Origin of the sequence: Paraburkholderia kirstenboschensis (genome assembly GCF_032806925.1) — a bacterium.
GTDB classification, from domain to species: Bacteria; Pseudomonadota; Gammaproteobacteria; order Burkholderiales; family Burkholderiaceae; genus Paraburkholderia; species Paraburkholderia kirstenboschensis.
On sequence record NZ_CP136513.1, the window covers coordinates 661,512 to 687,846 of the forward strand.

Annotated in this window: 23 protein-coding genes, 1 tRNA gene and 1 pseudogene; 14 read left to right on the plus strand and 11 right to left on the minus strand. The window is 62.0% G+C overall.

Going from position 1 to position 26,335, the window contains the following annotated elements; genetic code table 11:
• Positions 1 to 12: 12 nt before the first annotated feature.
• On the plus strand, positions 13 to 990 hold the full coding sequence (cysE, locus tag RW095_RS25590) for a serine O-acetyltransferase (RefSeq protein ID WP_317021657.1): 978 nt from the start codon (positions 13 to 15) through the stop codon (positions 988 to 990).
• Positions 991 to 1,065: 75 nt separating this feature from the next.
• Here the strand turns inward: cysE and RW095_RS25595 are convergent, their stop codons facing one another.
• The 4 genes from RW095_RS25595 to RW095_RS25610 form a co-directional block, all read right to left on the minus strand.
• On the minus strand, positions 1,066 to 1,863 hold the full coding sequence (locus tag RW095_RS25595) for a UDP-2,3-diacylglucosamine diphosphatase (RefSeq protein ID WP_317021658.1): 798 nt from the start codon (positions 1,861 to 1,863) through the stop codon (positions 1,066 to 1,068).
• Between the two features lie 52 nt (positions 1,864 to 1,915).
• The gene (locus tag RW095_RS25600; protein ID WP_128589675.1) at positions 1,916 to 2,410 is read right to left on the minus strand and encodes a peptidylprolyl isomerase; all 495 of its coding nucleotides are present in this window, start codon (positions 2,408 to 2,410) and stop codon (positions 1,916 to 1,918) included.
• Between the two features lie 164 nt (positions 2,411 to 2,574).
• The gene (locus RW095_RS25605; RefSeq protein WP_317021659.1) at positions 2,575 to 3,159 is read right to left on the minus strand and encodes a peptidylprolyl isomerase; all 585 of its coding nucleotides are present in this window, start codon (positions 3,157 to 3,159) and stop codon (positions 2,575 to 2,577) included.
• 48 nt (positions 3,160 to 3,207) lie between these two features.
• On the minus strand, positions 3,208 to 4,020 hold the full coding sequence (locus tag RW095_RS25610) for a tetratricopeptide repeat protein (protein WP_317021660.1): 813 nt from the start codon (positions 4,018 to 4,020) through the stop codon (positions 3,208 to 3,210).
• A 331-nt stretch (positions 4,021 to 4,351) separates the two neighbouring features.
• Here RW095_RS25610 and cysS point away from each other — a divergent pair, with 331 nt between their 5' ends.
• From cysS to RW095_RS25645, 7 genes are all read left to right on the plus strand, one after another.
• The gene (gene cysS / locus RW095_RS25615) at positions 4,352 to 5,749 is read left to right on the plus strand and encodes a cysteine--tRNA ligase (protein WP_317021661.1); all 1,398 of its coding nucleotides are present in this window, start codon (positions 4,352 to 4,354) and stop codon (positions 5,747 to 5,749) included.
• A gap of 47 nt (positions 5,750 to 5,796) precedes the next feature.
• Positions 5,797 to 6,876 carry an endonuclease III domain-containing protein gene (locus RW095_RS25620; protein WP_317021662.1) on the plus strand — a complete coding sequence of 360 codons (1,080 nt, stop codon included), beginning with the start codon at positions 5,797 to 5,799 and terminating at the stop codon, positions 6,874 to 6,876.
• Positions 6,877 to 7,001: 125 nt separating this feature from the next.
• Complete coding sequence (locus tag RW095_RS25625; RefSeq protein WP_317021663.1) at positions 7,002 to 7,973, plus strand: acetyl-CoA carboxylase carboxyltransferase subunit alpha; 972 nt, start codon at positions 7,002 to 7,004, stop codon at positions 7,971 to 7,973.
• A 59-nt stretch (positions 7,974 to 8,032) separates the two neighbouring features.
• Entirely contained in the window at positions 8,033 to 9,481 is a 1,449-nt protein-coding gene (gene tilS / locus RW095_RS25630) for a tRNA lysidine(34) synthetase TilS (RefSeq protein WP_317021664.1), read from the plus strand.
• 410 nt (positions 9,482 to 9,891) lie between these two features.
• Positions 9,892 to 11,142, plus strand: a complete 1,251-nt coding sequence (locus RW095_RS25635; protein WP_317021665.1) for an aspartate kinase — start codon at positions 9,892 to 9,894, stop codon at positions 11,140 to 11,142.
• Positions 11,143 to 11,331: 189 nt separating this feature from the next.
• A tRNA-Ser gene (locus tag RW095_RS25640) sits at positions 11,332 to 11,425 on the plus strand.
• A 385-nt stretch (positions 11,426 to 11,810) separates the two neighbouring features.
• The gene (locus tag RW095_RS25645; RefSeq protein ID WP_317021666.1) at positions 11,811 to 12,440 is read left to right on the plus strand and encodes a class I SAM-dependent methyltransferase; all 630 of its coding nucleotides are present in this window, start codon (positions 11,811 to 11,813) and stop codon (positions 12,438 to 12,440) included.
• 253 nt (positions 12,441 to 12,693) lie between these two features.
• Here RW095_RS25645 and RW095_RS25650 read toward each other — a convergent pair whose 3' ends face one another.
• The 6 genes and pseudogenes from RW095_RS25650 to RW095_RS25675 form a co-directional block, all read right to left on the minus strand.
• Positions 12,694 to 13,236, minus strand: coding sequence for a hypothetical protein (locus RW095_RS25650; RefSeq protein WP_317021667.1), 543 nt, complete (start codon positions 13,234 to 13,236; stop codon positions 12,694 to 12,696).
• A 145-nt stretch (positions 13,237 to 13,381) separates the two neighbouring features.
• Complete coding sequence (locus RW095_RS25655; RefSeq protein ID WP_317021668.1) at positions 13,382 to 13,702, minus strand: gamma-butyrobetaine hydroxylase-like domain-containing protein; 321 nt, start codon at positions 13,700 to 13,702, stop codon at positions 13,382 to 13,384.
• Positions 13,699 to 14,721 (minus strand): annotated as a pseudogene (locus RW095_RS25660) (HEAT repeat domain-containing protein). The gene RW095_RS25655 and the pseudogene RW095_RS25660 overlap by 4 nt, the downstream one beginning before the upstream one ends.
• 39 nt (positions 14,722 to 14,760) lie before the next feature.
• Positions 14,761 to 15,006, minus strand: coding sequence for a 4Fe-4S dicluster domain-containing protein (locus tag RW095_RS25665; RefSeq protein ID WP_020065580.1), 246 nt, complete (start codon positions 15,004 to 15,006; stop codon positions 14,761 to 14,763).
• A gap of 12 nt (positions 15,007 to 15,018) precedes the next feature.
• The gene (locus RW095_RS25670; protein ID WP_317021669.1) at positions 15,019 to 16,758 is read right to left on the minus strand and encodes a fumarate reductase/succinate dehydrogenase flavoprotein subunit; all 1,740 of its coding nucleotides are present in this window, start codon (positions 16,756 to 16,758) and stop codon (positions 15,019 to 15,021) included.
• Positions 16,755 to 17,564, minus strand: a complete 810-nt coding sequence (locus RW095_RS25675; RefSeq protein ID WP_317021670.1) for a GntR family transcriptional regulator — start codon at positions 17,562 to 17,564, stop codon at positions 16,755 to 16,757. Before RW095_RS25675 ends, RW095_RS25670 begins: the two co-directional genes overlap by 4 nt.
• Positions 17,565 to 17,835: 271 nt before the next feature.
• On the opposite strand from RW095_RS25675, the gene RW095_RS25680 reads away from it, so the two are divergent.
• From RW095_RS25680 to RW095_RS25705, 6 genes are all read left to right on the plus strand, one after another.
• The gene (locus tag RW095_RS25680; protein ID WP_317021671.1) at positions 17,836 to 18,183 is read left to right on the plus strand and encodes a hypothetical protein; all 348 of its coding nucleotides are present in this window, start codon (positions 17,836 to 17,838) and stop codon (positions 18,181 to 18,183) included.
• 377 nt (positions 18,184 to 18,560) lie between these two features.
• Entirely contained in the window at positions 18,561 to 20,432 is a 1,872-nt protein-coding gene (locus RW095_RS25685; RefSeq protein WP_394365190.1) for an extracellular solute-binding protein, read from the plus strand.
• Positions 20,433 to 20,507: 75 nt separating this feature from the next.
• Positions 20,508 to 21,545, plus strand: a complete 1,038-nt coding sequence (locus RW095_RS25690; RefSeq protein ID WP_020065585.1) for a microcin C ABC transporter permease YejB — start codon at positions 20,508 to 20,510, stop codon at positions 21,543 to 21,545.
• Complete coding sequence (locus RW095_RS25695) at positions 21,545 to 22,651, plus strand: ABC transporter permease (RefSeq protein WP_317021673.1); 1,107 nt, start codon at positions 21,545 to 21,547, stop codon at positions 22,649 to 22,651. Before RW095_RS25690 ends, RW095_RS25695 begins: the two co-directional genes overlap by 1 nt.
• Positions 22,652 to 22,728: 77 nt before the next feature.
• Positions 22,729 to 24,312, plus strand: a complete 1,584-nt coding sequence (locus RW095_RS25700) for an ABC transporter ATP-binding protein (protein ID WP_317022680.1) — start codon at positions 22,729 to 22,731, stop codon at positions 24,310 to 24,312.
• 136 nt (positions 24,313 to 24,448) lie between these two features.
• A complete protein-coding gene (locus RW095_RS25705) occupies positions 24,449 to 25,114 on the plus strand; it encodes a C40 family peptidase (protein ID WP_317021674.1) in 666 nt (221 codons plus the stop codon).
• 107 nt (positions 25,115 to 25,221) lie between these two features.
• Here the strand turns inward: RW095_RS25705 and RW095_RS25710 are convergent, their stop codons facing one another.
• On the minus strand, positions 25,222 to 26,181 hold the full coding sequence (locus RW095_RS25710; protein WP_317022682.1) for a patatin-like phospholipase family protein: 960 nt from the start codon (positions 26,179 to 26,181) through the stop codon (positions 25,222 to 25,224).
• Positions 26,182 to 26,335: the final 154 nt, after the last annotated feature.

Genomic DNA, 26,335 nt, shown 5'->3' on the forward strand with positions numbered 1-26,335 from the left:
ACAGTCCCTGCCATGTTCACGAGACTTCGCGAAGACATTGCCACGATCCGCGAGCGCGATCCCGCTGCCCGCAGTGCCTGGGAAGTGCTCACGTGTTATCCGGGCTTGCACGCATTGGTGCTTCACAGGCTCGCGCATGCATGCTGGCAGGCGCGGCGCCGCTGGCTCGGGCGTTTCGTCTCGCAGATGGCGCGCTTTATGACGGGCATTGAAATTCATCCGGGGGCGACGGTCGGGCGGCGTGTGTTCATCGATCACGGCATGGGCGTGGTGATCGGCGAGACCGCGCAGATCGGCGACGATTGCACGATCTATCAGGGCGTGACGCTCGGCGGCACGTCGCTCACGCGCGGCGCGAAACGGCATCCGACGCTCGAGCGCGGCGTGATCGTGGGTGCGGGCGCGAAGGTGTTAGGCGGTTTCACGATAGGCGCGGACGCGAAGATCGGATCGAATGCGGTGGTGACCAAACCCGTGCCGGCTGGCGGCACCGCTGTGGGCAATCCGGCGCGAGTCATCGTGCCGGCGGCGGCTTCAACTGCTTCCGCGACTGCTGCGGCTGCCGTGGCTGCTGTCGTTACGAGGGCCGCTGCCAATGCTGGGAACAACGGGGTTGCCAATGCGGCTGCCAATTCGGCTCCAAATGCGGCTGCCAACGGCGGCGTGAGCGCGGCTCGCGATGCTGCAACGAATGAACCCGCTTCCGCTAACGGCACGAGTCCGGAGAGCGGCAAGCTCGCCGTCGAGCGCAGCGGCTTCTGCGCATACGGCATCACGCCGAATGCCGACGATCCCGTGTCGCTCGCCATTCACGGGCTCATCGATCATGCGGCCACGCAAGCCAAACGCATCGACGAAATCGTTATGGCGCTCGAGCATCTCGGCACGAGTCTCGAAGGACTGCAAGGCGCTGACGCAGCGCTGCTGGATTTGCGGCGCCTGTCGGCGGCGATTGCGGGCAAGCTGGACGGGGCGGTGGTGGGGCGTTGATCTGAGTCGGCGGTGTATCAGCGGCGACGCCGCTGCGCGCGGCGCGCGGCGGCTAAGAGCACGCACGCATCGCGCTCAGTCGAGCGGCAACGCCCGGATCCCATCGGCGTCGATACGCAGATAACCCCCGCGCCGTTCGCCATGATCGAGATCCCAGTCCGGCAGTACCCAGCGTATTCCGCCGGGCTCACGGTGACGCGCAGGGCGGTGCGTGTGCCCGTGAATCATGGTTGCAGCTTTGGACCATTTGAATAACGACGCGACGCCTTTCGGGGTCACGTCGTATTTCAGCGAGACCGGCCGCGACCGGCCATGTTCGCTTTTCGACCGCATATTTTCCGCGAGCGCCTGACGCCACGAAAACGGCGACGCGAGAAACAGCATCTGCGCGAGACGGTTGCGCGCCAAGCCACGGAAGATCTGATAACCGCGATCGGCGGTGCACAGGCGATCGCCGTGCGCGAGCGCGATGCGCGTGCCGAATGCCGTGATCACGAACGGATCGGGTAGCCAGATTGCGCCAGCTGCTTTCATGAAGCGCTTGCCGAGCAGAAAATCGCGATTGCCATGCATGATGTAGAGCGCGATACCGCGCTCTGTCAGCGTGTGCAACAGCGCGGCCATGCGCGCGACGAACGGCTCGGCGAGCATGTCGTCGCCGATCCAGTATTCGAACAGATCGCCGAGAATGAAAACGGAATCCGCCTGGTCGGCTGTGACGCGAATGAAGTGTTCGAACGCGGCGACCGTGCGCGGAATCGCCCCGCTCAAATGAATGTCGGAGACAAACAAAAACGGGCGTGCGGCGTGCGGGCGTTTGCCCTCGCCAGGCACGCCCGCGGCGACGCTTCGCAGCGGCGTTTCTTGCAGCATTGAAGGTGCCTGAGTCTGGTTTTTATAGTGTGAGCGCGCGTGCGACCGGCAATCAGTCGACGATCACGGCCTTTTCGATCACGACGTCGTCAACCGGCACGTCCTGATGAAAACCCTTCGAACCCGTCTTGACCTTCTTGATCTTCTCGACGATGTCCAGGCCTTCGACCACCTTGCCGAACACTGCATAGCCCCAGCCTTGCGGTGTGGGCGACGAGTGGTTCAGGAAGTCGTTGTCGTTCACGTTGATGAAGAATTGCGCGGTTGCCGAATGCGGGTCGTTGGTGCGAGCCATTGCGACGGAGCCGTTCACGTTCTTCAGGCCGTTGTTCGCTTCGTTGTTGATCGGCTCGGCCGTCGGCTTCTGCTTCATGCCGGGTTCGAAGCCGCCGCCCTGAATCATGAAGCCGTCGATCACACGGTGGAATACCGTGTTGTCATAGTGGCCGGCCTTCACGTAGTTGAGGAAGTTCTCAACCGACTTCGGCGCTTTCTCGGCGTCCAGTTCGAGTTTGATGACGCCGTGGTTCGTATGCAGTTCAACCATGATGGAATCCTTTGATGAACAGGGTGGGTGGAAGAGGCGCGGTGAGCCGTCGTGTGCTTTCGTGCGCTTGCCTGGCGCTTCATGCATTCGACGGCGGGCCGCGCCGGGGCGTGATCTGACGCTTGGATGCGAGCGTTCCGTGTTCCGTTAGTGCTCTTCTACTGTTACTTGCTGCTGACGACGCTAGCCGATTCAATCACCACCGGCTTCTGGGGAACGTCGCCCATCGGGCCGCGCGTGGTGGTGGGCGTGCCTTCGATCTTCTTCACGACCTCCATGCCGCTCGTGACCTTGCCGAACACTGCATAGCCGTTGCCGTCCGGATTCGGATAGTCGAGGCCGGCGTTGTCCACCGTGTTGATGAAGAACTGCGCAGTGGCCGAATTCGGATCGCTGGTGCGCGCCATCGCCAGTGTGCCTGCCATGTTCTTCAGACCGTTACGGCTTTCGAGCGGAATCGGCGCGCGCGTGGGCTTTTCAGCGAAGCTCTGCGTATAACCGCCGCCCTGAATCATGAAGCCGCGAATGACCCGATGAAAGATCGTACCGCTGTACTGACCGGACTTCACATAGTCGAGAAAGTTGGCGACTGTCTTAGGCGCTTTCTCAGGATACAACTCGACGCGAATATCGCCTTCCGACGTCTTGAGGAGGACGGACGGATGCGCGGCTTGCGAACCGGACTGCGCGTACGCGGGTGCGTTTGCGATCAGGGCGGCGCTGCCGAGCGCCAACATCAACCATTTCATGAAGATCCTCAGGGTTGGAAAAAACGTATGACCGCGAGCGTGGCGGCGTTATTGCGAGGGCGCCATGTAAGGCGGCATGGCGAGCGAGCCGTTTGCGCCGCCGTACTGGAAGCTCGGCGTTTGCGTCATGTTCGCCGTGGCGCGGTCCGTATAGTTCTCTTGCACTGCAGCGGCTCGTTTGGTCGACTTGCCCGTTTTGGGCGGCGACACGATCTTCTGAATGTCGGCGATGCGCTGCGTGGTCGTGGCGCTTGCCTTTCCGAGGCTCTGCGCGCGCCGGTACGCTTCGTTGGCCATGCGCAGGTAGAGGTCGCCCAGGTTCTCATAAGCGAGGCCGTAGCCCGGGTTCACCTTGGTCGCGGTTTCAAGCGCCGCGCGTGCTTCCACATAACGGCCGTGCTTTGCGTACAGCGCGGCGAGATTGTTATACGGCTCGGGCAACTCGGGGTACAACTGCGTGAGTTCGGTGAACGCGGTGATCGCTTCGTCGTCGCGGTTCAGATGCGAGAGCACCGTGGCGCGCTTGAACTTAGCCTGCGCGTCGCGCGGGTTCGAGGCGATGCGCGCGTCGAGCTGCGTCAACGAGGCCTGCCAGTCTTTCTGCGCGATGGACGCGTCGATTTCAGGCGTGTTGTCGCGCACTGCGGGACCTTGCGAGACGGTCGGCGTCTTCTGCGCGAACGCGGCGGCGCCCGGCACAATGCCAAGGGCGACAGCCACGGTAAAGCGCAACGTGACGGCGCGTGCGAGGCTGCGTGCAACGTCGCGCGCAATGCCGCGGCGGGCGCTGCGCACGGGGCTCTCGAAGGCCGTCGCGGCAAGGGTCGCAGCGCTGCGCGCGCGGCCGCTGGAAGGTTTCATAGGCTCGGGTCTGGATGTTATACTCCGAGCCATTCTAACAAAAGGTCTGCGCGTTCCGTCGAACCGCCGGCTGTCTTTTCGCCACTCGTGGTCGTCTCCGCCTTGATAGCAGTCTGACCGCCGCACCAGGTGCACCGGTTTGCTGCTGTGCGTGTTTCAACAGTCGGGCAAGAGCCGGACATAGCCAGACACAGTTGGGTAATAGTCAAGCAACAGCCCGGCTTGGAGTCAGGTAACAGTCAGGCAAATGTTCGTCCCGGCCGTCTTGTGTTTGCGGGACGGCACGCACGAAACACATTGCGGATTTCTTTCGGCCCACGCACCGTTCTCTATGGAATCACTGCGCATCTACAACACGCTCGCGCGTGACAAGCAAACTTTCGTGCCCCTGCAAACAGGCGTCGTGCGGATGTACGTCTGCGGGATGACCGTGTACGACTATTGTCACGTCGGTCATGCGCGCGTGATGGTCGTATTCGACATCGTGCAGCGGTGGTTGCGCACGCTCGGCTACGAGGTCACGTACGTGCGCAATATCACGGACATCGACGACAAGATCATTCGCCGCGCCGTCGAAAACGGCGAGACGATCAAGTCGCTGACCGATCGCTTCATCGATGCATTGCATGAAGACGCGGACGCGCTCGGCATCGCGCGGCCCGATATCGAGCCGCGCGCCACCGACTTCATTCCTCAGATGCTCGGCATGATCGAGAAGCTCGAAGCGAACGGCTACGCGTATCAGGCGAGCGACGGCGACGTGAACTACGCGGTGCGCAAGTTCGCTGGCTACGGCAAGCTTTCCGGCAAGTCTCTGGAAGATTTACGCGCGGGCGAGCGCGTTGCCGCAAACGACGCCAAAGAAGATCCGCTCGACTTCGTGTTGTGGAAGCAGTCGAAGGCCGGCGAACCGGCCGACACCGGGTGGGATTCGAAGTACGGACGCGGCCGTCCCGGTTGGCATATCGAATGCTCGGCTATGGGTTGCACGTTGCTCGGCGAACGCTTCGACATTCATGGCGGCGGGCAGGACTTGCAGTTCCCGCACCACGAAAACGAAATCGCGCAGAGCGAAGCTGCTACCGGTCAAACCTTCGTGAATTACTGGATGCACAACGGCTACGTGCAGATCGACAATGAGAAGATGTCGAAGTCGTTGAATAATTTCTTTACGATTCGCGAAGTATTGGCGCAGTACGATGCCGAGGTCGTGCGTTTTTTCATCGCACGCGCGCATTACCGTTCGCCGTTGAATTACAGCGACGTGCATATCGACGACGCCCGCAACGCCCTCGGCCGTTTATACACCGCGCTGAAGGACGTCACGCCGGACGGCGCCGCGCTCGACTGGAACGAAGCGCATGCGCAACGTTTCCGGGCAGCAATGAACGACGACTTCAACACGCCGGTTGCGGTGTCGGTGTTGTTCGAGTTGGCAACTGAAGTAAACCGCACGCGCGACCCCGCGCTGGCCCGTCAATTGCGCTCGCTCAGCGCGGTGCTCGGGTTGCTCGGGCGCGAGCCGCGTGCGTACCTGCAGCAGGCAGCGGGCGCCGCGGTACAAGACGCGCTCGAACCCGCCGCGATCGAAGCGAAGATCGCCGAGCGTGTGGCCGCCAAGCAGGCGAAAGACTATGCGGCAGCAGACCGGATCCGGGCCGAATTGCTCGAGGCCGGCGTTGCACTTGAAGACAAACCCGGCGGGTTGACCGAGTGGCGGCGCGTGTGAGCGCACCTCGTACTTCCCTCTGAACGACTCGCCAGGCAGGAGGCAGGATGGCAACGGCCACGAAGACGCCGGCTAAACGAGCCACGTCTCAAACAAACGCAGCAGCCGCGGCAAAGTCGACTCGAACGTCGGCTCGCACGGCAAGCGGCGCGGTGAAAGCAGCATCGTCGAAAGGCGCGGGCGCGGCGGACAAGACCGCGGCCGGCGCGTCGAAAAAGACTGCGGTAAAACGTGCGCTCAACGGCACGTCCGTGCACGCGCCGGTTGCGAAACGCGGGAAAGCATCGTCCGGCAAAACGTCGCGCTTGAATAGCGGCAGCAGCAACGGCGCGTTGCCCGCCGAACTTGCAGGCGACGTTCAGGAACTCGCGCGTGTCGCCAAGGCGCAAGAGGGTGACGGAGGCGAGATTGTGCGCAAGACGCGTGCGTCGTCCCCGGCGGTCGGCGAAGCGGCGAGCGCAAGCGAAGTCGCGGTGCCGGTGCAGATCGGCGGCCTCGTACCCGAAGTGACGCGTCCCGACTACTGGGACAAGGCGTGTGCCGATCTCGTCAAGCGCGATCGCATTCTGAAGAAGCTGATTCCGAAGTTCGGTCCGGTGCATCTGCTAAGTCGCGGCGACCCGTTTGTCACGCTCGCGCGCTCGGTCGTCGGTCAGCAGATTTCGGTGGCGTCCGCACAGGCCGTTTGGGCGAAAGTCGCGGCCGCATGTCCGAAGCTCGTGCCGCAGCAGTTCATCAAGCTGGGTCAGGAAAAGCTGACTGCCTGCGGCTTGTCGAGACGCAAGGCGGAGTACGTGCTCGATCTCGCGCAGCACTTCGTCTCGGGTGCGCTGCACGTCGGCAAGTGGAGGTCGATGGAAGACGAGGCCGTGATCGCCGAGCTCACGCAGATTCGCGGCATCGGCCGCTGGACCGCGGAGATGTTCCTGATCTTCAACCTGTCGCGTCCGGATGTGCTGCCGCTCGACGACCTCGGTCTGATTCGCGCAATCAGCGTCAATTATTTTAGCGGCGAGCCCGTCACGCGCAGTGAAGCGCGCGAGGTCGCAGCGAACTGGGAGCCGTGGCGCACCGTCGCCACCTGGTATATGTGGCGTAGTCTGGATCCATTGCCGGTCGACTACTGAAGCAAACAAGAAGCGATGCCGCTTCGCGACTATCAATTGTTAAGTATTGATAGTTGCGAAGTGGTTTAGACATCGGCGAGCGCGGTTAGAATACGCGCTGCCGGTAAGTCCAAGGATTAAAACCAATGAAGACCACCTTTCTGGATTTCGAACAGCCGATCGCTGAACTCGAAGCAAAGATCGAAGAATTGCGCTTCGTGCAGGACGATTCGGCCGTCGATATTTCGGAAGAGATCGAGCGGCTGTCCAAGAAAAGCCAGCAGCTCACGAAAGATCTGTATGCGAACCTCACGCCGTGGCAGGTTTCGCAAATCGCCCGACATCCGCAGCGCCCGTACACATTCGACTATGTGAACGAACTCTTCACCGATTTCCACGAACTGCATGGCGACCGCAACTATGCGGACGACCTGTCGATCGTCGGCGGCCTCGCGCGTTTCAACGGCCAGGCCTGCATGGTGATCGGTCATCAGAAGGGTCGCGACACGAAAGAGCGCGCGCTGCGCAACTTCGGCATGCCGCGTCCGGAAGGCTATCGCAAGGCCGAGCGTCTCATGCGTCTTGCCGAGAAATTCAGCCTGCCGATCTTCACGTTCATCGACACGCCGGGCGCGTATCCTGGCATCGGTGCTGAGGAGCGCGGGCAGTCGGAAGCCATCGGCCGCAATCTGTATGTGATGGCAGAACTGAAAACGCCGCTGATCGCGACGATCATCGGCGAAGGCGGTTCGGGCGGCGCGCTTGCCATCGCGGTCGGCGACAACGTGCTGATGCTGCAATTCTCGACCTATTCGGTGATCTCGCCGGAGGGCTGCGCGTCGATTCTGTGGAAGAGCGCGGCGAAAGCGCCGGAAGCAGCGGAAGCGCTCGGCCTCACCGCGCATCGTCTGAAAGCGCTCGGCCTGATCGACAAGATCGTCAACGAGCCGCTCGGCGGCGCGCATCGCGACCCGAAGGGCATGGCTGCCATGCTGCGCCGTGCGCTCGCCGATTCGCTGCGCCAGTTCCAGGGCATGAGTATCAACGACCTGCGTCAACGCCGTTTCGAACGCCTGATGTCATACGGCAAGTTCAAGGAGACAACGCCGGGCGCCTAAGCCCGTGCGTTCTCTCTTCGTCCATCGGCGCATGACGCTTTAATACTGCGCTGAACGACGTGACTCCTACCTCTGAATCGCCCACCGACCGCCTCGTTCTCGAGGCGGTCGGCGTTGCGCTTGCCGCTTTGCCTTCTAGTGCGCGGATCGCGGTCGCATTCAGCGGCGGCGTCGATTCGAGCGTGCTGCTCGATGCGGCCGTGCGTGTCGCGGGCGCGTCGCGTTGCTTGGCGCTCCATGTGCATCACGGCTTGAGCGCTAACGCCGATGCGTGGCTCGCCCACTGTGATGCGTTCGCACTGGAACGCGGCGTCGAATTCGCGGCGCGTCGCGTCGAGGTGTCGCGTGATGCGGGTGTAAGCGTGGAGGCCGCCGCGCGCGAGGCCCGCTATCGCGCGTTGAACGCGCTTTGTGAGGAGCACGGCGTTCATTCGCTATGGCTCGCGCAGCACGCGGACGATCAGGCGGAAACCGTGCTGCTGCAACTGCTGCGCGGCGCCGGCCTCGCAGGTCTGGCGGCAATGGCGCCGGAGTTTTCGCCAGCGGGTGCAGCGGCGGTGCGCGTGCGGCCCTTGCTTCATCTGCTGCGCGCGCAACTCGAACAGTATGCGAGCGCACGCCATCTGCGCTGGGTCGACGACGAATCGAACGCGGACACGCGATATGCCCGCAACGCGCTGCGCCACCAGGTCACGCCCGCGTTGGCCGTGCACTTTCCCGGTTTTCGCGATGCCCTGGCCCGCACCGCGTCGCACGCCGCGGCAGCGCAACGCTTGCTGGACCAACTCGCGCGTATCGACCTCGACGTTGTCTCGCGCGACGATGGGCGTGCGCTCTCGCACGACGCACTCATCGCCCTCGACGACGACCGCGCGCTCAACCTGATGCGTTACTGGATGCGCTCGCAGGGCTTCGTCGCCGCATCGAGCGCGCGTCTTGGCGACGCGCTTCGTCAACTGCGTGAAGTGGGCGAGGGCGGCGACGGGCACCGCTTGCGTATCGACCACGCAGGGCATGCGTTGCGCAGCTATCGAGGACTCGTGTATTGGGAAGCAGGCGATAGCAGCGATTCCGCCGACGAGTCCGCGTTCGTCGAACGCGAGATCAGCGAATTTGCCTGGCACGGCGAAGCGACGTGGCGTTTGCCGCAATGGCGCGGCACGTATGTGTTTGAAGCGGTCGAGGTGACTTCGTCGACTAATGCTGCGCATGCCGATGCGATTCCGGTTAGCGTCTTCCAGCGTGGGTTGCTGAGCGCGCGTTCGCGCAGCGGCGGCGAGCGCATGCGCACGAGCGATGCGCCCGGCGCGCCCAGTCGGACCCTCAAGAACCTGTTCCAGGAACGCGGCATTCCTGCGTGGAAGCGCGAGGTGCCGCTGCTTTATATCGGCGATGAACTGCTGTTCGTGCCGTTGCTCGGCGTGAATCGCGCGGCGTTGCAGCTACAGATGTCGCCCGGCGAGGCCAGCGTAACGATCGTGTGGCGCGAGGATCTGCTGATCGCCTGACCGGCCGGTCGGTCGCGCGGTTATCACACTGTGAGTCTTCAATTGGGGCGCGAGTTCCGGTTCGAATGAGGCCACGAAGAAAGGTGCCGACGCACGCCCTGCAAGCCTTTGCTGGCGGTATTGCAAGCCTCGCCGCGGGCTTTGCGGCTTGTCTTTTTGCGTACGATCGGGTACGTTAACTTGTTTGCCCGACCCGCTTTTGCCGTCGCTTTTGTCGGTTTTCCGATCGTGATCCGAGTTTTCCGGTAAGCCATTAGCGATCAATCACGGGCAAATCCGCGCGTGCTGCACGCGCGCTGCATTTACGCCGCCACACACTTTGCCGCCGTTCACGAGACGTTGCGCCCCTGTGCTTTTGTGCGGTCGTCGCGAGCGCGCCAGCGCGGTTTCTCCTCCAGTTCAGAACGACAATGGCACTCATCGTACATAAATACGGCGGCACTTCGATGGGCTCCGTCGAGCGCATCAAGAACGTCGCCAAGCGCGTCGCGAAATGGCATAAGGCCGGTCACAAGATGGTGGTCGTGCCGTCGGCAATGTCCGGCGAAACGAACCGCCTGCTCGGCCTCGCGAAAGAGATCACGACTCAGCCCAGCCCCCGCGAACTCGACATGATCGCCGCCACGGGCGAGCAGGTCAGCTCGGGTCTGCTCGCCATCGCGTTGCAGGAAGCCGGTGTTGAAGCGGTCAGCTACGCCGGCTGGCAAGTGCCGGTCAGGACAGACAGCGCGTTCACCAAAGCGCGCATCAGCGAGATCGACGGCGAACGCGTTGTGCGCGATCTCGACGCGGGCAAGGTGGTGGTAATCACGGGCTTCCAGGGTATCGACCCTGACGGCAACATCACCACGCTCGGCCGCGGCGGTTCCGATACCTCGGCGGTTGCGGTCGCGGCTGCGTTGAAGGCGGACGAGTGCCTGATCTATACAGACGTCGACGGCGTGTACACCACCGACCCGCGCGTGGTGGAAGAGGCGCGCCGGCTCGACCGCGTGACGTTCGAAGAAATGCTGGAAATGGCAAGCCTGGGTTCCAAGGTGCTGCAGATCCGCTCGGTGGAATTCGCCGGCAAATATCAGGTGAAGACGCGCGTGCTGTCTAGCCTGACCGATCCGCTCATCCCGCTCGACACTGAAATGAAGTCGGGCACCCTGATTACTTTTGAAGAAGACGAGACCATGGAAAAAGCAGTCATCTCGGGTATCGCGTTTCAGCGCGATGAAGCTCGCATCGCCGTGATGGGTGTGCCCGACAAGCCGGGCATTGCGTATCAGATTCTCGGCCCGGTGGCGGACGCGAATATCGACGTCGACATGATTATCCAGAATCAGAGCGTCGAAGGCAAAACGGCTTTCACGTTCACGGTGGGTCGCGGCGATTATCAGCGCGCCATGGACATTCTCACGAACCAGGTGAAGGGTCACGTTCAGGCCGAACAGGTGCTGGGCGATCCGAAGGTGTCGAAGGTTTCGGTGGTGGGCGTGGGCATGCGTTCGCACGTGGGCATCGCGAGCACGATGTTCCGCACGCTGTCGGAAGAGGGCATCAATATCCAGATGATCTCGACCTCCGAAATCAAGATTTCGGTGCTGATCGACGAGAAGTATATGGAGCTCGCGGTGCGCGCGCTGCATAAGGCGTTCGAACTGGATCAGGCTTAATTCGACGCAAACGGCGGGGCGTACAGGAGCGCCCCGGTCGTTTATATCTGTTTGCGCGGGCGCGCGAAAAAAATCCCAATTCAATGACGATATTGGCACAAAAAGCGTTCGTCAGACATTGACCTTGGCGGTTCGGCCCGCTATTATCTTGGCTTCGTCGCGCTGACTCCCTGCGCGACCGAAAGTTTGGGAGACGTGGCCGAGAGGTCGAAGGCACTCCCCTGCTAAGGGAGCATCTGGGCCAAAACCTGGATCGAGGGTTCGAATCCCTCCGTCTCCGCCAGTGATGGTGGCGAAACCCCGTAAGTCGGAAGACTTACGGGGTTTTTGTTTTGTCGGTCGCATAATAAGCGGCTATCCATGCTCAGTTTGCGAGCCTTTACGTGGACGAACAGCGCACAATAAACAAACCCACGGGCGCCTGCTTTGCGGGTGTGAAGGTGCGCATCACTCGCCAGCGTATGGTCGGAGAAATCGCCCGACACAGTGGCGCGGACATAGCAGCCGGAGTAACGCCCGGCCGCCCGTGGCACGTTTCCGGCCACGCGTCACCACAACCGCGCGGCGGAACGCGCCTGGAAGTCGATTTTCGATAGATACGCCTGATTCGAGTCAGCTTAAGGCAAGGCAGTCGATCCGACGAACCCGTCGAACCCGAGGCACCGTCAATGCTCGTCAAGGTCAGCGGCACTGAAGGCTATGCGCAAGAAGCCGGGAGTCTTATCCGGCGATGGCGGAGCATTTCGTTCGCCGACCAGCACTCTCAGGTTCTACACCTGCTGCCGGACGCCCCGTCGCGCGTTCTCGACATCGGTGCGGGCATAGGAACGGATGCGGCTGCGTTAGCAGCGATGGGGCACGCGGTGGTAGCCGTCGAACCGGTCGACGAACTGCGCACTGCAGCCATCAACTTGCATCAGTCGTCGCGCGTCCAATGGATTGACGACAGTCTCCCCGATCTGCGCATCATCAATTCGATGAACGAAACGTTCGACGTGGTCATGCTGACTGCGGTGTGGATGCATCTCGATCACGAACAGCGGCGCCGCGCGATGCCTCGCGTGAGTTCTCTTCTACGAGACGATGGCGTGTTGATCATGTCGTTGCGCCATGGGCCCGTTCCGCGCGGGCGTCGCATGTTCGACGTCGCGCCAGAAGAAACAATCGAGCTTGCACGCGTCGCGGGTTTGCAAGCCGTATTCCGTGTCGTTACCCCGTCGGTCCAACAGGCGAATCGAAATAGCGGAGTGACATGGACGCGCCTCGGCTTCGAGAAACGCTCCACTTTTCAGGCATAGACGATCTCGGGACCAATCGAGGTGAACCACGTCGTGCACACACTGTCAGTCCGTCAACAGGCGGGCGGTCCGAGCCGCGCGGATCGTCCCGCGCTTGACATACAGGTCGACGAAGTCTCAATCCGAGATTCCGGACTGCATGGATACGCCGCCTGGGGCAAGGAGCGGCGTGTCGACAAACGTGCGCCGAAGGAACGCAGACGCCTTTTCTCCGGAGACCACGAGCGCGCTCCGAGTCGACGCATTAGCCAGTTCAGACGCTGTAGTCCTTGCCATCGGCGCATGCACTCTCGCCTGCATTGGCACGGTCACTGAGATCAGCCAACTCAGCGAGGTCCGCCACGTGGCACACCAATCGGCAAAGCGCCGGGTGGCAAGTCAGCGCCTGCGCAGCCGCGTCGTCACAGGAAGCGACGCCTTGCACCAGCGTGCGACCGTTCAATGCCGCACATAAAGCACCGCAGGAACCCTTTTCGCGGCAGGCTGCAAGCGTTGCGGACAGCGCTTGCTCGCCCAAAGGATGCGCGTAGTTGGCTGTCAGAAGATCGTCGAACAGACGCGGTGATTGCGAGTAGTCTGCCGGAACGGCTTGGTTATCGGAGAGTCGGGTTGCAATCTCCAGAACCTCACGTTCGATCTCCTGCAAGAACGCCTCAGAAAACTTGAGTTCTGGTGCATGACGCGAGACCCAAAGCTGCGCCGACTCTGTGAAATGCGCAAATGAGAGCCACTTCCCGTCAATCTGCATGCACGCCAGTTCATGAGCGACGAGGTCGCTCAACAAAAACACTTTCATTGCCTATCTCATCGTTATGCGCGGCGGTGTGCCTGTCTGGTCGACGAGTATCCGTGCGTGAGCTCGTCGCAAAAATGGGAGGATTCTCATTTGAGCGGGCCATGTTCGTGATTAGGTAGCGAGTAAGCAGCCTGGCGTGCGGTCGTTATAGCGTTCTGGATCCCTGACGTTCCGCCTTCTGCAGATCCTTCGCCAGCCGCTCAAGATAAACCCAAGGGAAGATTCCGCGCTCATGCCCGTCGTCGAACACGAGTTGCAGGCCGTAGCCCGACGGCCGCGCGTCGAGCAGCTTCACGTCGGATGACGTCGATGGCGTATCTCCGTCGAGCTTGCGCTTGCGACACTGTGCGCACATGCATGACGAGCGCAGCACGGCAAACGGCAACCGGGCGACCGCACCGTCTGGCCAGCGCATGGACAGGCTTGCGCTAGCCGCGTCGATCGCCACCAGCTCGGGCGCGTTCATCGTGGGCGCCCGGCGATCTGCGCCAGCGCGATGCGCACCGCCTTGCGTACCTCCGGGTCCGCGTCGGTTCGTGCAGCTTCGAGTGCGGTGAGCATCTGCGCATCGCTCATTTCGCCGATTTCGCCGAGCGCAAGCGCGGCTTCCTTGCGCACGTTGCTAATCGGATGCGAGAGCAGGGCGGCGACGTGCGTCGCGCTGGCGGCGTCGCCGATCTGGCCCAACGCGCGCAGTGCCCGCAAACGTACTTGCCAGTAGGCGTCGCCGAGTGCTTCGATAAGCGCATCGCGCGATTCAGCGACGCGCAGTTTGCCGAGCGTCGTGGCAGCTTCCTCGCGCACCTGCCACGCGTCGTCGTGCAGGGCGGTGAGGAGCGCCGCCGTTGTCTCGGCGTGGGCCGGCGGCGCGAAGCCGAGCGCCGCTGTCGCGGCGCGCCGGATCGATGCATCGGCGTCGCCGGTCGCAAGAGATGCCAACGGGCTTAGCGCAATGGAATTCTTCAACCATCCCAGGACGCCGACGGCTTCGGCGCGCACGTTGGCGTCCGCATCGGCGAGTGCCTGCAGCGCGGGTGCAAGCGCGTCCGCGACCCGCAGCTCGCGCAGCGCGCGCAACAACGCGGAGCGCACGAACGGGTCGGGTTTCTAAAGCCACTCAAGCAGTATCGCGCCAGACGACGCCTGCTTGAGTTCCGACAGGCTCTGCGCGGCACTCGCGCGAACCTCGGCGTCGCGATCGAGCAATGCGTTGCATAGAGCGTCCACCACGTCGCCGCGCTCCCATGAAGCAAGCAAACGGGCCGCTTCGCCGCGCACCTCGGGCGATGTGTCGCGCCGTAGCGCTGCGACGATGGGCGCTACGACGCAGACGTCCTCGAGATCGGCGAGTTCGATCAGCGCAATGCGGCGCACGACGGCATCGTTGTCGGCGAGCCGTGACAGAAGGGCGGCTGCTTCCCCGGGCATGATATCGAGCGGATCGCCCGGATTGGTCGGCTCGGTCGGATCGGTCGCGTGGGACATGGATGGACTTGAATGGGAAGAAGGAACGTCGCGGATCGCTTAACGCAGAAGATACGGAATGGACACTTTCACCGCGCCCGTCGGACAATCCTGTTCGCAAGGCATGCAGTACCAGCACTCGTCGAACTGCATATACGCCTTGCCTTTTTTCATGTCGATTGCGAGCAGATCGAGCGGGCAAACATCGACGCATACAGTGCAGCCTTTTTCAGCAATGCACTTGCTTTCGTCGATCGTGACGGGGGCTGAACTGCGCTGGAAAATATCGTGTGGCGTAAAAGACATTTGGTTACTCCGTCAGGCGGTTGCGGGGTCGAGGGCGGGCTCGCCGATCCGCAGGCTCCGATAGGCATCGCGTTCGTTTTCGTTGAGCGCGACGATATAGGGTTCGACCGCACGCTTTTCGCTCGTCATGCGGCCATTGGCGTCCTTGCGCAGATGCGTATGGCAGAACCATTGCTCATCGTCGCGCTGCGGGTAATCCACGCGATGGTGGTAAAGACCCCAGCGGCTCTCGGTTCGAAAAAGCGACGCACGTGCGGCCATTTCCGCACAATCGCGGATCGCACGCACCTCGGCCGCGCGCATCAGTTCGTGTGGGTGCGTGGCCGATATCGATTCGATATCCTCAGTGATTTCTGCAAAGCGTTGCAGGCCGATTTCCATCTTGCGTGTGACCTTCGGCGGTTGCAGGTAATCGTTGACCATGCGGCGCAGCTTGTATTCGACCTGCGCGGGCGCGATGCCGTTCTCGCGCTCGAACGGCGCATAAATGCGCGCGCGTTCCGCGTCGATCTGTTCTTCGTCGACGGCGACGTGTTCGCGGCCCGCTACGTACTCTGCCGCGTTGTGACCCGCGAACCATCCGTAGGTAAACGCACCGAGCATGTAGTTGTGCGGCACTGCCGCCATGTCGCCAGCGGCATAGAGGCCCGGCACGGTCGTCTCCGCACGCGCATTGACGTACACGCCCGACGCACTGTGCCCGCTGCAAAAACCGATTTCCGAAATGTGCATCTCGATCATCTGTGTGCGGTAATCGGTGCCTCGTCCTTCATGAAAGCGGCCGCGGCTCGGACGCTCGTTGGTGTGCAGAATCTGTTCGATCGTCTGGATCGTTTCTTCCGCGAGATGGTCGAGCTTCAGGAATACAGGCCCATTGCCGCTTTGCAGTTCCTGATAGAACTCCCACATCATCTGGCCGCTCCAGTAATCGCATTCGATGAAGCGTTCGCCCTTGCCATTCGCAGTGAAGCCGCCGAGCGGCCCTGTCACATACGCGCAAGCGGGGCCGTTATAGTCCTTGATGAGCGGGTTGATCTGGAAACACTCGAGATTCGCGAGCGCGGCGCCTGCGTGGTAGGCCATGGCGTAGCCGTCGCCGGCATTAGTCGGGTTTTCGTATGTGCCCATCAGATAGCCCGATGCCGGCAGCCCGAGCCTTCCCGCGGCACCGCAACTCAGTATGACGGCTTTAGCGCGCACCACGTAAAAGTCGGCCGTGCGGCAGTCGAAGCCCAGCACGCCGCAAACGCGCCCTTGCGAATCGGTCAATAGCCGTGTGGCGACGATCCGGTTGGTGATTGCGACACGTGCGCGTTTAAGCTGCCTGTACAGGACTTTCTTGATGTCGTGGCCCTCGGGCATCGGCAGCACGTACGAGCCCATGTGATGCACTTTCTTCACCGCATAGTCGCCGTTGCCGTCCTTTTCGAACTTGACGCCCCAGCGGTCCAGTTCCTCGATCGTCGTGAAACTATGGCGCGCGTACGCATACACGGCCTCCTGATCCACGATGCCGTCGTTCGCGATCGTGATCTCGCGTGTGTACTGTTCGGGCGTCGCGTGACCGGGAATCACGGCGTTGTTCAGACCGTCCATGCCCATCGAGATCGCGCCGCTGCGCTTCACGTTGGCCTTCTCGAGCAGCAATACCTTTAGCGACGGATCGCGCTCCTTCGCCTTGATGGCGGCCATCGGGCCCGCCGTTCCACCGCCGACCACCACGACGTCGTAGTCGAGTACATGCGTGTTCATCGTGCCTCCATTGCGTTTTTGCTGCTCTTTCGCAGGTCTTTTTCACGGTCGATACGCAGCCGGTACTGAAAGGCGTCGCCGCGGAAGTACAGGTATTCGAAATCGACCGGCTGACCCGACGCGTCATGCGTGAGTCGCTCGATACGCAACACGGGGCTGCCTTCTTCGACGCGCAATGCGTCGACGATGTCGTCGTGGGCGAGAATCGCGTCGATGGATACATCGGCATGACCTAGCGACACACCGCAGTCGTTTTCGAGGATCAGAAATATGTCGCGTGTCGTGAGGTCCGCGTTCGCGAGGCGCTTGCCGAGCGCCTGCGGCACCCACGTCAATTCGAGCGACACCGGCTCGCGATTGAGCAGCCGGACACGATGAATCTCGGTGACAGGCGCGCCCTCGGCAAGATTCAGACGCGCGGCAATGTGGTGTCCGGCTTCGACAGTTCTGCAACTGCGCAGCTGGTTGACGATTTCATGGCCCATCGACGACATGGCCTCCGCAAAGCCCTGCAGCGACGCGACGTTCTGAAACGCCTTGGGCTTCGAGACGAACGTGCCTTTGCCATGCAGCTTGAACAGCAGACCTTCCTTGTGCAGATCGCCGAGTGCCTGCCGCACAGTGATGCGGCTTACGTCGAACATGCGGCACAATTCGTGTTCCGACGGCATCTGCGAGTGCGGCGCGTAGCTGCCGTCGAGTATGCGCTCACGCAGGACGTCCTTGATCTGCGCGTAGAGCGGAAGAGGCGCGGCCGATACGGTTGGCGAATCGGCGGGCACCGGCACGAGAGTCGTTTTCGACATTGCTCGAACTTGTTATGACAAGATGACGTGCAGTCTAGTAGGACGTCGTCTCGGTTCAAACCAAGTTTTTCTGCTATGTATTTCTCGTCGCGCAGCCAGGTTGTCGCGTTGGCGATATCGACGCTTTGGCTCCGAACAGGGTCGAATGTAACGACACGTAACGTCCCGCGCCGCCTGCGATCTTATGCATCAGTTATTACAAAGTTGAAATACGCCGTTCGCGACCTTGCGCTATATTTCCGCCAACAACACATTCTTCCAAGGGTAATCCATGAAGTCCGCTCGTTTTGTTCCGCTTGTGATCGGGGTTATCGCGTGGGGCGCGTCGAGTGCCGCAATGGCCGGCGGGGTCAACATCGGGGTCAATATCGGCATTCCCGCGCCCGTTTATGTCGCGCCGGCGCCCGTCTATGCGCCGCCTCCGCCGCCTCCGCCGCCCGTCGTGTATCAGCCCGCGCCCGTCTATTACGGCGCACCGGCCATCGTGATCGGCTGGCACGGCGACCGCTACTGGGACGGCCGTCGCTACTGGGCGCGCGACGACTGGTATCGTCATCATCCCCCCGGCCGTTACGACTACGGTCGCGATCACTACGATCATCATCGCGGCTGGCATTGAACGCTGGACGAACGGTAGTGATGACAGGAACCGCCCCGATGGGCGGTTTTTTCATGCTCTCGCGCATCGCCTGATCGGATCTGCGCAATTGTCGTTCGCGCACAAACACTGCGCGTCAGACGACGCCGTGAGAAAGCGCACGTTTGTATTGGGCGAGGCCTTCGCGAGCCGATCGCGGCATATTCGCGAATCGCGCGTCCGCCCCATGAATGCCAGTCGCAGCTACGGTTTGCGCGGGTTTATTGGGTAGAATTCCGTGACAACGCAATTGCCCACTGATCACCAAGGCGCTTATGACAACTGGCTCGCGACGGGTTCCATCGCCTCGTGCATATGAATGCACGATTTCCAGGCCCTCGTGTGTCGGTCCCGCGCTCGTGTCCCGTTCATCGCGCAAGGCCCGTGTCGCGATCTTGTGTGGCGCGCTGGCCGCCGCCGGCTGGTTCGCAGCGCCGCAAGCGCACGCGGTGTATGCGATCGCGCAGTACGGCGAGCCGAAATATCCAGCCGACTTCAAGCACTTCGACTATGTCAATCCGAATGCGCCGAAGGGCGGCACACTCGTGCTGGCCAATCCGAGCCGCCTCACCAGCTTCGACAAGTTCAATCCATTCACCTTGCGCGGCAACACCGCGCCCGGTGTCGACCTGCTGTTCGAGAGCCTGACGACCGGCAGCAGCGACGAAGTGGCTTCCGCATATGGACTGCTCGCTGACGATATCAAGGTCGCGCCCGACGGCTTGTCGACCACGTTCCGTATCAATCCGCGCGCACGGTTTGCGAACGGCGACCCGGTCACCGCGGAGGACGTCAAGTATTCGCTCGACACATTGAAGAGTCCGCAGGCCGCGCCGCAATTCATGTCGATCTTCGGCCAGATCGTCCGCGCGGTGGTGGTCGATCCGCACACCGTGCGGTTCGAGTTTCAGCACCGTAATCGCGAGTTGCCATTGCTCGCCGGCGGCATGCCGGTGTTCTCGCGCAAGTGGGGAATGAAGCCGGACGGCAGCCATATCCCGTTCGATCAGTTGGCGTTCGAAAAGCCGGTCACGAGCGGCCCGTATCTGATCGAGCGCTACGACAACGGACGCACGATCACATACCGGCGCAATCCGGACTATTGGGGCGCGGCATTGCCGGTGCGTGCGGGCACATACAACTTCGATCGCATCGTCTACAAGCTGTATTCCGATAACGTCGCGCGGCTGGAGGCGTTCAAGGCCGGCGAATACGATGCGCTCGTCGAGTACGTCGCGCGAAACTGGGTGCGGCGCGACGTCGGCAAGAAGTTCGACAGCGGTGAGCTGATCAAGAAGGTGTTCGCGCAACATAACGGCACGGGCATGCAGGGCTTCATGTTGAACACGCGGCGGCCGTTGTTCAAGGACGTGCGCGTGCGCAAGGCGCTCGATCTCGCGCTCGACTTTCAATGGCTGAACCGGCAGTTGTTCTTCAATCAGTACGCACGTATCGACAGTTTCTTTGCCAACACCGATCTGCAGGCCAAGGGCCTGCCGTCGCCAGGCGAACTGGCGCTGCTCGAACCGTGGCGCGCGAAGCTCGATCCTGCGGTTTTCGGTCCGCCGCCGAAGCAGCCCGACACCGACCCGCCTGGCTCCTTGCGCGCAAATCTGCTGCAAGCACGCGCGTTGTTGCAGCAGGCCGGATGGACGTATCGCGACGGCGCGCTGCGCAACGCAAAGGGCGAGCCGTTCGAGTTCGAGATACTCGACGATTCGGGGTCGGCCGCGCAAATGGAGCCGATCGTCGCAACGTTCATTCGAAACCTCAAAAAGCTCGGCATCCCCGCAACATTTCGCGTCGCCGATTTTGCCGTTTATCAGAAGCGGCTCGATGCATTCGACTTCGACACGACGACGATCCGCATGCCCGACGTACAGGTGCCCGGCTCCGAGCAGATCGAGCGCTTCGGCAGCAAGGCGGCGGACACGAACGGCTCGGACAACATGATCGGACTGAAGTCGCCCGCGGTCGATGCGATCCTGCGCGCACTCGTGCAGGCGCAGACGCGCGAGCAACTGCTCGACGCGACGCATGCGCTCGATCGCGTTCTGATGCATGGCTACTACGTCGTGCCGCACTGGTACAGTGCGACGCATCGCGTGGCGTTCAAGCGCGGGCTCGCGTGGCCGTCGACGCTGCCCCTGTACTATGGAGCCGAAGGCTGGATTACGTCGACGTGGTGGTTCGCGCAGCCGCAAGCAGCCACGCAGGCGCAGCCGCAGTAACGCAGCGGCCAATTTGCTCACTCGGTCCCCAGCCACCGCTATTCATACTTCGCCCTCGCATCGGAAACGCCCGCCATGTGGAGCTACATTCTTAAACGCCTGCTGCTGATGATCCCGACGCTGCTCGGGGTGCTGACACTCACGTTCGTCGTGATCCAGTTCGTGCCCGGCGGCCCCGTCGAACAGATGCAGCACGAACTGCGCAAGGGCGCGGAGGGCGCTGTGCCGTTCGGCCTGCGCGCGCATAACGGTGTCGACGCGCAGCAGGTCGCGCAACTGAAAGCGCTTTATGGTTTCGACAAGCCGCCGCTCGAGCGCTACGTGTTGATGCTCAAGCGTTTTTCGACGTTCGATCTCGGGCAGAGCTATTTCCGCCATCAGAGCGTGTGGTCGCTGATCGTATCGAAGCTGCCGGTGTCGATCAGCATCGGCTTATGGACGTTCTTTCTCACGTATCTGATTTCGGTGCCGCTCGGCATCGCGAAAGCGGTGCGCAACGGCTCGCGCTTCGACATCGCGACGAGCCTCGTGGTGTTGATCGGTTACGCGATTCCGGGTTTTGTGCTCGGCGTGCTGCTGCTCGTGCTGTTCGGCGGCGGCACATTCCTGCAGCTCTTTCCGTTGCGCAATCTCACGTCGGATAACTGGGCGCAACTAAGCGTCGTGGGCAAGATCCTCGACTATTTATGGCATATCGCGTTGCCGATCACGGCCTCGGTGGTCGGCAGTTTTGCGGTAATCACGATGCTCACGAAGAATGCGTTTCTGGACGAGATTCGCAAGCAGTACGTGCTGACCGCACGCGCGAAGGGTCTCTCCGAAAAACGCGTGCTGTGGAAGCATGTGTTTCGCAACGCGATGCTGCCGCTAATCGTCGGCTTTCCTGCTGCGTTTATCGGCGCTTTTTTCACAGGCAGCCTGCTGATAGAGACGCTTTTTTCGCTCGACGGTCTCGGCTTGCTGTCGTATGAATCGGTCGTGCGGCGCGATTATCCGGTCGTGCTCGGCACGCTGTACCTGTTCACGTTGATCGGTCTCGCGACGAAGCTGGTTTCCGATCTTTGCTATGTGTGGGTCGATCCCCGCATCCAATTCGAACAACTGGAACGCTGATGAATCGAGCCCGCCTTTCAGCCGATGCAGCGGCGCGCGTCGAACCCGCGCGTGCATTCGTCTCGCCTTCGCCCGCGCGCCGTGTATGGCGGCGGTTCCGCCAGCAGCGTCTCGGTTACTGGAGCCTCATCGTATTCGTGGTGGCCTTCGCGGCGAGCCTTGCGGGTCCACTCTGGTCGAACGACAAGCCGCTCGTGGTGCGCTACGACGGCCACCTCTATTTCCCGCTGTTCAGGACCTACGCGGAGACCACGTTCGGCGGCGATTTCCCAACGCCTGCCGACTATCTGGATCCCTACATCAAGCAGCGTTTCGACGCGCCGGGCAACTTCGCTGTGTATCCGCCGAACCATTACTACTACGACACGCTGAACTATTTCTCAAAGGCGCCGAACCCGGCGCCGCCTTCGCGTGAAAACTGGCTCGGTACCGACGACCGCGGCCGCGATGTTTTCGCTCGACTGCTGTATGGCTTTCGCGTTTCCGTCGAGTTCGGGCTCGTGCTGACTTTCATTGGAACGATACTCGGCATTGCCGCCGGCGCCGTGCAAGGATATTTCGGAGGACGTACCGATATTGTCGGGCAACGTCTGATCGAAATCTGGAGCGCGTTGCCGGAGCTCTATCTGCTGATCATTTTTTCGTCGATCTTCGAGCCGGGCTTCATTCTGCTGATCGTGCTGCTTTCCCTGTTCGGGTGGATCGGCTTGTCCGACTACGTGCGGGCGGAGTTCCTCCGCAATCGGCAACAGGATTACGTGCGCGCGGCGAGGGCGATGGGCCTGTCGAACTGGCAGATCATGTGGCGGCACCTTTTGCCCAACAGCCTCACGCCCGTGATCACGTTCCTTCCGTTTCGCATGAGCGGCGCGATTCTCGCGCTAACCAGTCTCGACTTTCTCGGCCTCGGCGTGCCTTCGCCGACGCCGAGCCTCGGCGAACTGCTCGCGCAGGGCAAGGCGAATCTCGACGCGTGGTGGATCTCGTTGTCAACTTTCGGCGTGCTGGTCGCGATGCTGTTGCTGCTCACCTTCATGGGCGACGCGCTGCGTAATGCGCTCGATACCCGCATCTCCGATGCAATGCGCGCTGGAGGCAATCAGTGACCGCTAAACGGCAAGCGCCAGCACAGCGCAAGGGGCGAGGGCATGACGGCGCCGAAGCGGCGAATGCCGCGCCGCTTCTGGAACTCGATCATCTGCATGTGAGTTTCGGCGACACAGTGGCTGTGAACGACGTCACGCTGGCGATCCATCGCGGCGAGCGCGTTGCGCTCGTCGGCGAATCGGGCTCGGGAAAAAGCGTGACCGCGCTGTCGGTCTTGCGTCTGCTGAGCGACGCGCAGGTAAGCGGCTCGATCCGGTTCGACGGCGAGGATCTGCTTGCCAAAAGCGAGCGTGAGATGCGCGGCATGCGCGGCTCGGACATCGCGATGATCTTTCAGGAGCCGATGACCGCGCTCAATCCGCTCTACACGGTCGGTGACCAGATCGCGGAAACGATCGTCGTGCACGACGGCGTGCCGCCGGCGGAAGCCCGCAAGCGCGCGGTCGCGCTGCTGGGCCGCACGGGCATTCCCGAGCCGGGCAAGCGCGTGAACAGCTACCCGCACCAACTTTCGGGCGGGCAGCGGCAGCGGGCGATGATCGCGATGGCGCTGGCGTGCCGTCCGCGTCTGCTGCTCGCCGACGAACCGACTACCGCGCTGGACGTGACGATTCGCGCGCAGATCGTCGAGCTGCTCCTCGAACTGCAACGCGACGAAGCGCAAAAGCGCGGCATGGCGGTGCTGCTCATCACGCACGACCTGAACCTCGTGCGCCATTTCGCACAGCGCATTGCGGTGATGGAAAAGGGCGTTCTGGTCGAAAGCGGGCCGGTCGAGCAGGTGTTCGAGTCGCCGCAACATCCTTACACGCAACGGCTGCTAGAAAGCCGGCCGCAGCGCACGGTCGTGCCGGTGCTGCCTATTTCGCCGGTGCTGCTGCAAGCCCGCGACGTTTCCGTCGATTTCAAAACGAAGTTGCCGGGATTCGCGGGCTGGTTCCGGGCCGGGCGGTTCCGCGCGGTCGCTAACGCGAGCGTGTCGGTGCGTCAGGGCGAGACGCTCGGCATCGTTGGAGAATCCGGTTCGGGGAAATCGACGCTTGCCATGGCCTTGCTCGGGCTGCAGCGGACCGCGCACGGCGAGATCGAGTTTCAGGGCAGGGCGCTCGCCGCCTACCGCGGCGCCGAGCAGACAGCGTTGCGCTCGAACATGCAGGTGGTGTTTCAGGACCCGTTCAGCTCGCTTTCGCCTCGTCAGACGATCGAGCGGATCGTCGGCGAAGGGCTGGCGCTGCACCGGCCGCAAATGACGCCGCAAGCGCGGCGCGACAGGGTGGTTGCCGTGCTGCGCGAGGTTGGGATGGACCGGACTGCGCTGCTCCGTTATCCGCATGAGTTTTCCGGCGGCCAGCGCCAGCGCATAGCCATTGCGCGGGCGCTCGTGGTCGAGCCGCGGATTCTGATCCTGGATGAACCGACCAGCGCACTCGACGTTTCTATCCAGCAGCAAGTACTTAAACTGCTCGCCGGGCTGCAACAAAAATACAACTTGGGCTTTGTTTTCATCAGCCACGATCTGGCCGTGATCGGGGCGATGGCGCACCGCGTGGCTGTGATGCAAAACGGTTCTATCGTGGAAAGCGGAGAGGTTGAGAAAATCTTTGCGACGCCCGCGCACCCCTACACTCGAAAGCTCCTGAAAGCGGCATTGGACCGCTGATTTTTCACCCTTTCACCAATTGGGTGCGGGTCTCGATTGTATTTTTCTATTTGTTTTGACATGTGAATACTTACTGGCTAGTATCGACCAAACTTTTTCCGTATCCCACTGATTCTTTAGCAAAAAATACCGACCAATGCAGCACAGAAATTTGACCCAGGCTTGCACGCGCGCCGTCGCCGGGATGTTCATTGGCGTCTTGATCGCAGCAGCTCCCGGCGCTTTCGCCGAAGAAGTCAGCAGTTTCAATCAGAATGCCTCATTTTCGCCGAGCAACGCGGCGAATTCCTCGTCCTCCTCCAATTCGCAAACGCTCACCGGCAATACTGACGGGGGCGCCAGATCGTTCCTCTCCGGCATGGCCGGCAAGGCCGGCGACGTGGTTGTCGGCGCGCTGAACATGATCGGCGTTCGCTACCGCTGGGGCGGCAATACGCCGGACTCAGGGCTGGATTGCAGCGGTTTCGTGCGCTACGTATTCCAGGACACGCTGGGCATGGCGCTGCCGCGCCGCGCCGAGGAAATGAGCCGTGTCGGCGAAAAGGTCCGCGTGAGCGACCTGAAGCCGGGCGATCTGGTGTTCTTCAACACCATGCGCCGCACGTTCTCCCACGTGGGCATCTATATCGGCGACAACAAGTTCGTGCATTCGCCCTCCACGGGCAGCACGATCCGTGTGGACGACATGGATAGCGGCTACTGGGAAAAGCGTTTCACCGGTGCACGCCGGATCGAGACGTCGTACCAGGAGGGCGAAGATCTGCGCAAACGTGTGAATGCGACCATCGGCGGCAATAACTGATTTTTGCCGCGCCGGTGCTTCGGCTACAACAAAAAGCCTGCTTCGTTTGAAGCAGGCTTTTGCGTTTCGGGCGGGTCTATCTCCCGAGCGACGGCGCTGGAGCAACCCTAAGCCGCTGCGCGGCTCGAGGCCAGCTTGCGTTGCAACTCCGGCATGATCTTCGAGACGGCTTCCTCGCCGGCCAGAATTGCGGCATTGCGCTGCGAGAAGTCGCTGCCGCTCATGGCCGCGAGATTCGGCCGGATGACGATGTCGGCGTATTTGTCGAGCTCATATGCCTTGATGGTCTGGCCCATGATCGTGAAGGTTTGCATGAGCACGTCGAACGAACTGGCCGTCAGGCCGCTTTCGGGGCGCTGCGAGATATCCACGGCGATCACGAAGTCCGCGCCCATCTTGCGTGCGAACGACGCCGGCACTGGGCTCACCAACCCGCCGTCCACATACTCATGCCCGCCGATTTTGACCGGCTCGAAAATCGACGGCACGCTGCACGACGCTCGCACTGCGATGCCGGTATTGCCGCGCTGAAAGAGTATCGGCTGGCCGGTTTTCAGATCGGTGGCGACTACGCCGAGCGGCTTCGCCATCTTCTCGATCGGGCGATTGTTGAGCGTCGTGTTCAGATAATTCTGCAGCGCGATGCCTTGCAGAAAGCCGCGTGTGCGAAACGGCATGGCCCAGTCGCTAATGGATGCTTCGTCCATGTTCAACGCCAGTTTGTTCAGCGCGAAGCCGTTCATGCCCGACGCGTAAAGCGCGCCGACCACCGACCCGGCGCTCGTGCCGGCCACCAGATCGACCTGGACGTTGCGCGCCTCCAGCGCCTTGATAACGCCGATATGCGCGAAGCCGCGCGCAGCGCCGCCGCCTAGCGCAAGGGCGACCCGAATGGGCCGCTGCGGCTTGTCGAGCGGTGGCGTGTTCGTGGTGGGCGCGGCTGTGGCCGCATTCGACGACGACCCACCGTCGATCTTGCTGCCCGCGGTGGTACAGGCGGCGAGTACCGCGGAGGCGGCCGCGAGCGAAAAATTGCGACGGCCGTAACGAGGCGACGAAGGTTTCAACGAGTTCTCCAGCAACGGCGTGTGGGGCGTGTCGGGCGTGTGCGGCGCGAGCGGCCACTTTTCGCCGCGCTCAGGCAAGGGTCGGGGCAAGTGCAAATAGCGGTTCAATGCGCGAATGGCGGCGTCTCCGCTTTAGCGCGCGCACATCATAAAA

Bases quoted from the DNA above. Each gene is read 5' to 3' on its own strand.
- RW095_RS25665 (WP_020065580.1), bottom strand. From the start codon at position 15,006: ATGTCTTTTACGCCACACGATATTTTCCAGCGCAGTTCAGCCCCCGTC.
- cysE (WP_317021657.1), top strand. From the start codon at position 13: ATGTTCACGAGACTTCGCGAAGACATTGCCACGATCCGCGAGCGCGAT.
- RW095_RS25675 (WP_317021670.1), bottom strand. From the start codon at position 17,564: ATGTCGAAAACGACTCTCGTGCCGGTGCCCGCCGATTCGCCAACCGTA.
- RW095_RS25620 (WP_317021662.1), top strand. From the start codon at position 5,797: ATGGCAACGGCCACGAAGACGCCGGCTAAACGAGCCACGTCTCAAACA.
- RW095_RS25650 (WP_317021667.1), bottom strand. From the start codon at position 13,236: ATGAAAGTGTTTTTGTTGAGCGACCTCGTCGCTCATGAACTGGCGTGC.
- RW095_RS25690 (WP_020065585.1), top strand. From the start codon at position 20,508: ATGTGGAGCTACATTCTTAAACGCCTGCTGCTGATGATCCCGACGCTG.
- RW095_RS25670 (WP_317021669.1), bottom strand. From the start codon at position 16,758: ATGAACACGCATGTACTCGACTACGACGTCGTGGTGGTCGGCGGTGGA.
- cysS (WP_317021661.1), top strand. From the start codon at position 4,352: ATGGAATCACTGCGCATCTACAACACGCTCGCGCGTGACAAGCAAACT.
- RW095_RS25600 (WP_128589675.1), bottom strand. From the start codon at position 2,410: ATGGTTGAACTGCATACGAACCACGGCGTCATCAAACTCGAACTGGAC.
- RW095_RS25625 (WP_317021663.1), top strand. From the start codon at position 7,002: ATGAAGACCACCTTTCTGGATTTCGAACAGCCGATCGCTGAACTCGAA.
- RW095_RS25680 (WP_317021671.1), top strand. From the start codon at position 17,836: ATGAAGTCCGCTCGTTTTGTTCCGCTTGTGATCGGGGTTATCGCGTGG.
- RW095_RS25705 (WP_317021674.1), top strand. From the start codon at position 24,449: ATGCAGCACAGAAATTTGACCCAGGCTTGCACGCGCGCCGTCGCCGGG.
- RW095_RS25610 (WP_317021660.1), bottom strand. From the start codon at position 4,020: ATGAAACCTTCCAGCGGCCGCGCGCGCAGCGCTGCGACCCTTGCCGCG.
- RW095_RS25645 (WP_317021666.1), top strand. From the start codon at position 11,811: ATGCTCGTCAAGGTCAGCGGCACTGAAGGCTATGCGCAAGAAGCCGGG.
- RW095_RS25695 (WP_317021673.1), top strand. From the start codon at position 21,545: ATGAATCGAGCCCGCCTTTCAGCCGATGCAGCGGCGCGCGTCGAACCC.
- RW095_RS25635 (WP_317021665.1), top strand. From the start codon at position 9,892: ATGGCACTCATCGTACATAAATACGGCGGCACTTCGATGGGCTCCGTC.
- RW095_RS25595 (WP_317021658.1), bottom strand. From the start codon at position 1,863: ATGCTGCAAGAAACGCCGCTGCGAAGCGTCGCCGCGGGCGTGCCTGGC.
- RW095_RS25655 (WP_317021668.1), bottom strand. From the start codon at position 13,702: ATGAACGCGCCCGAGCTGGTGGCGATCGACGCGGCTAGCGCAAGCCTG.
- RW095_RS25605 (WP_317021659.1), bottom strand. From the start codon at position 3,159: ATGAAATGGTTGATGTTGGCGCTCGGCAGCGCCGCCCTGATCGCAAAC.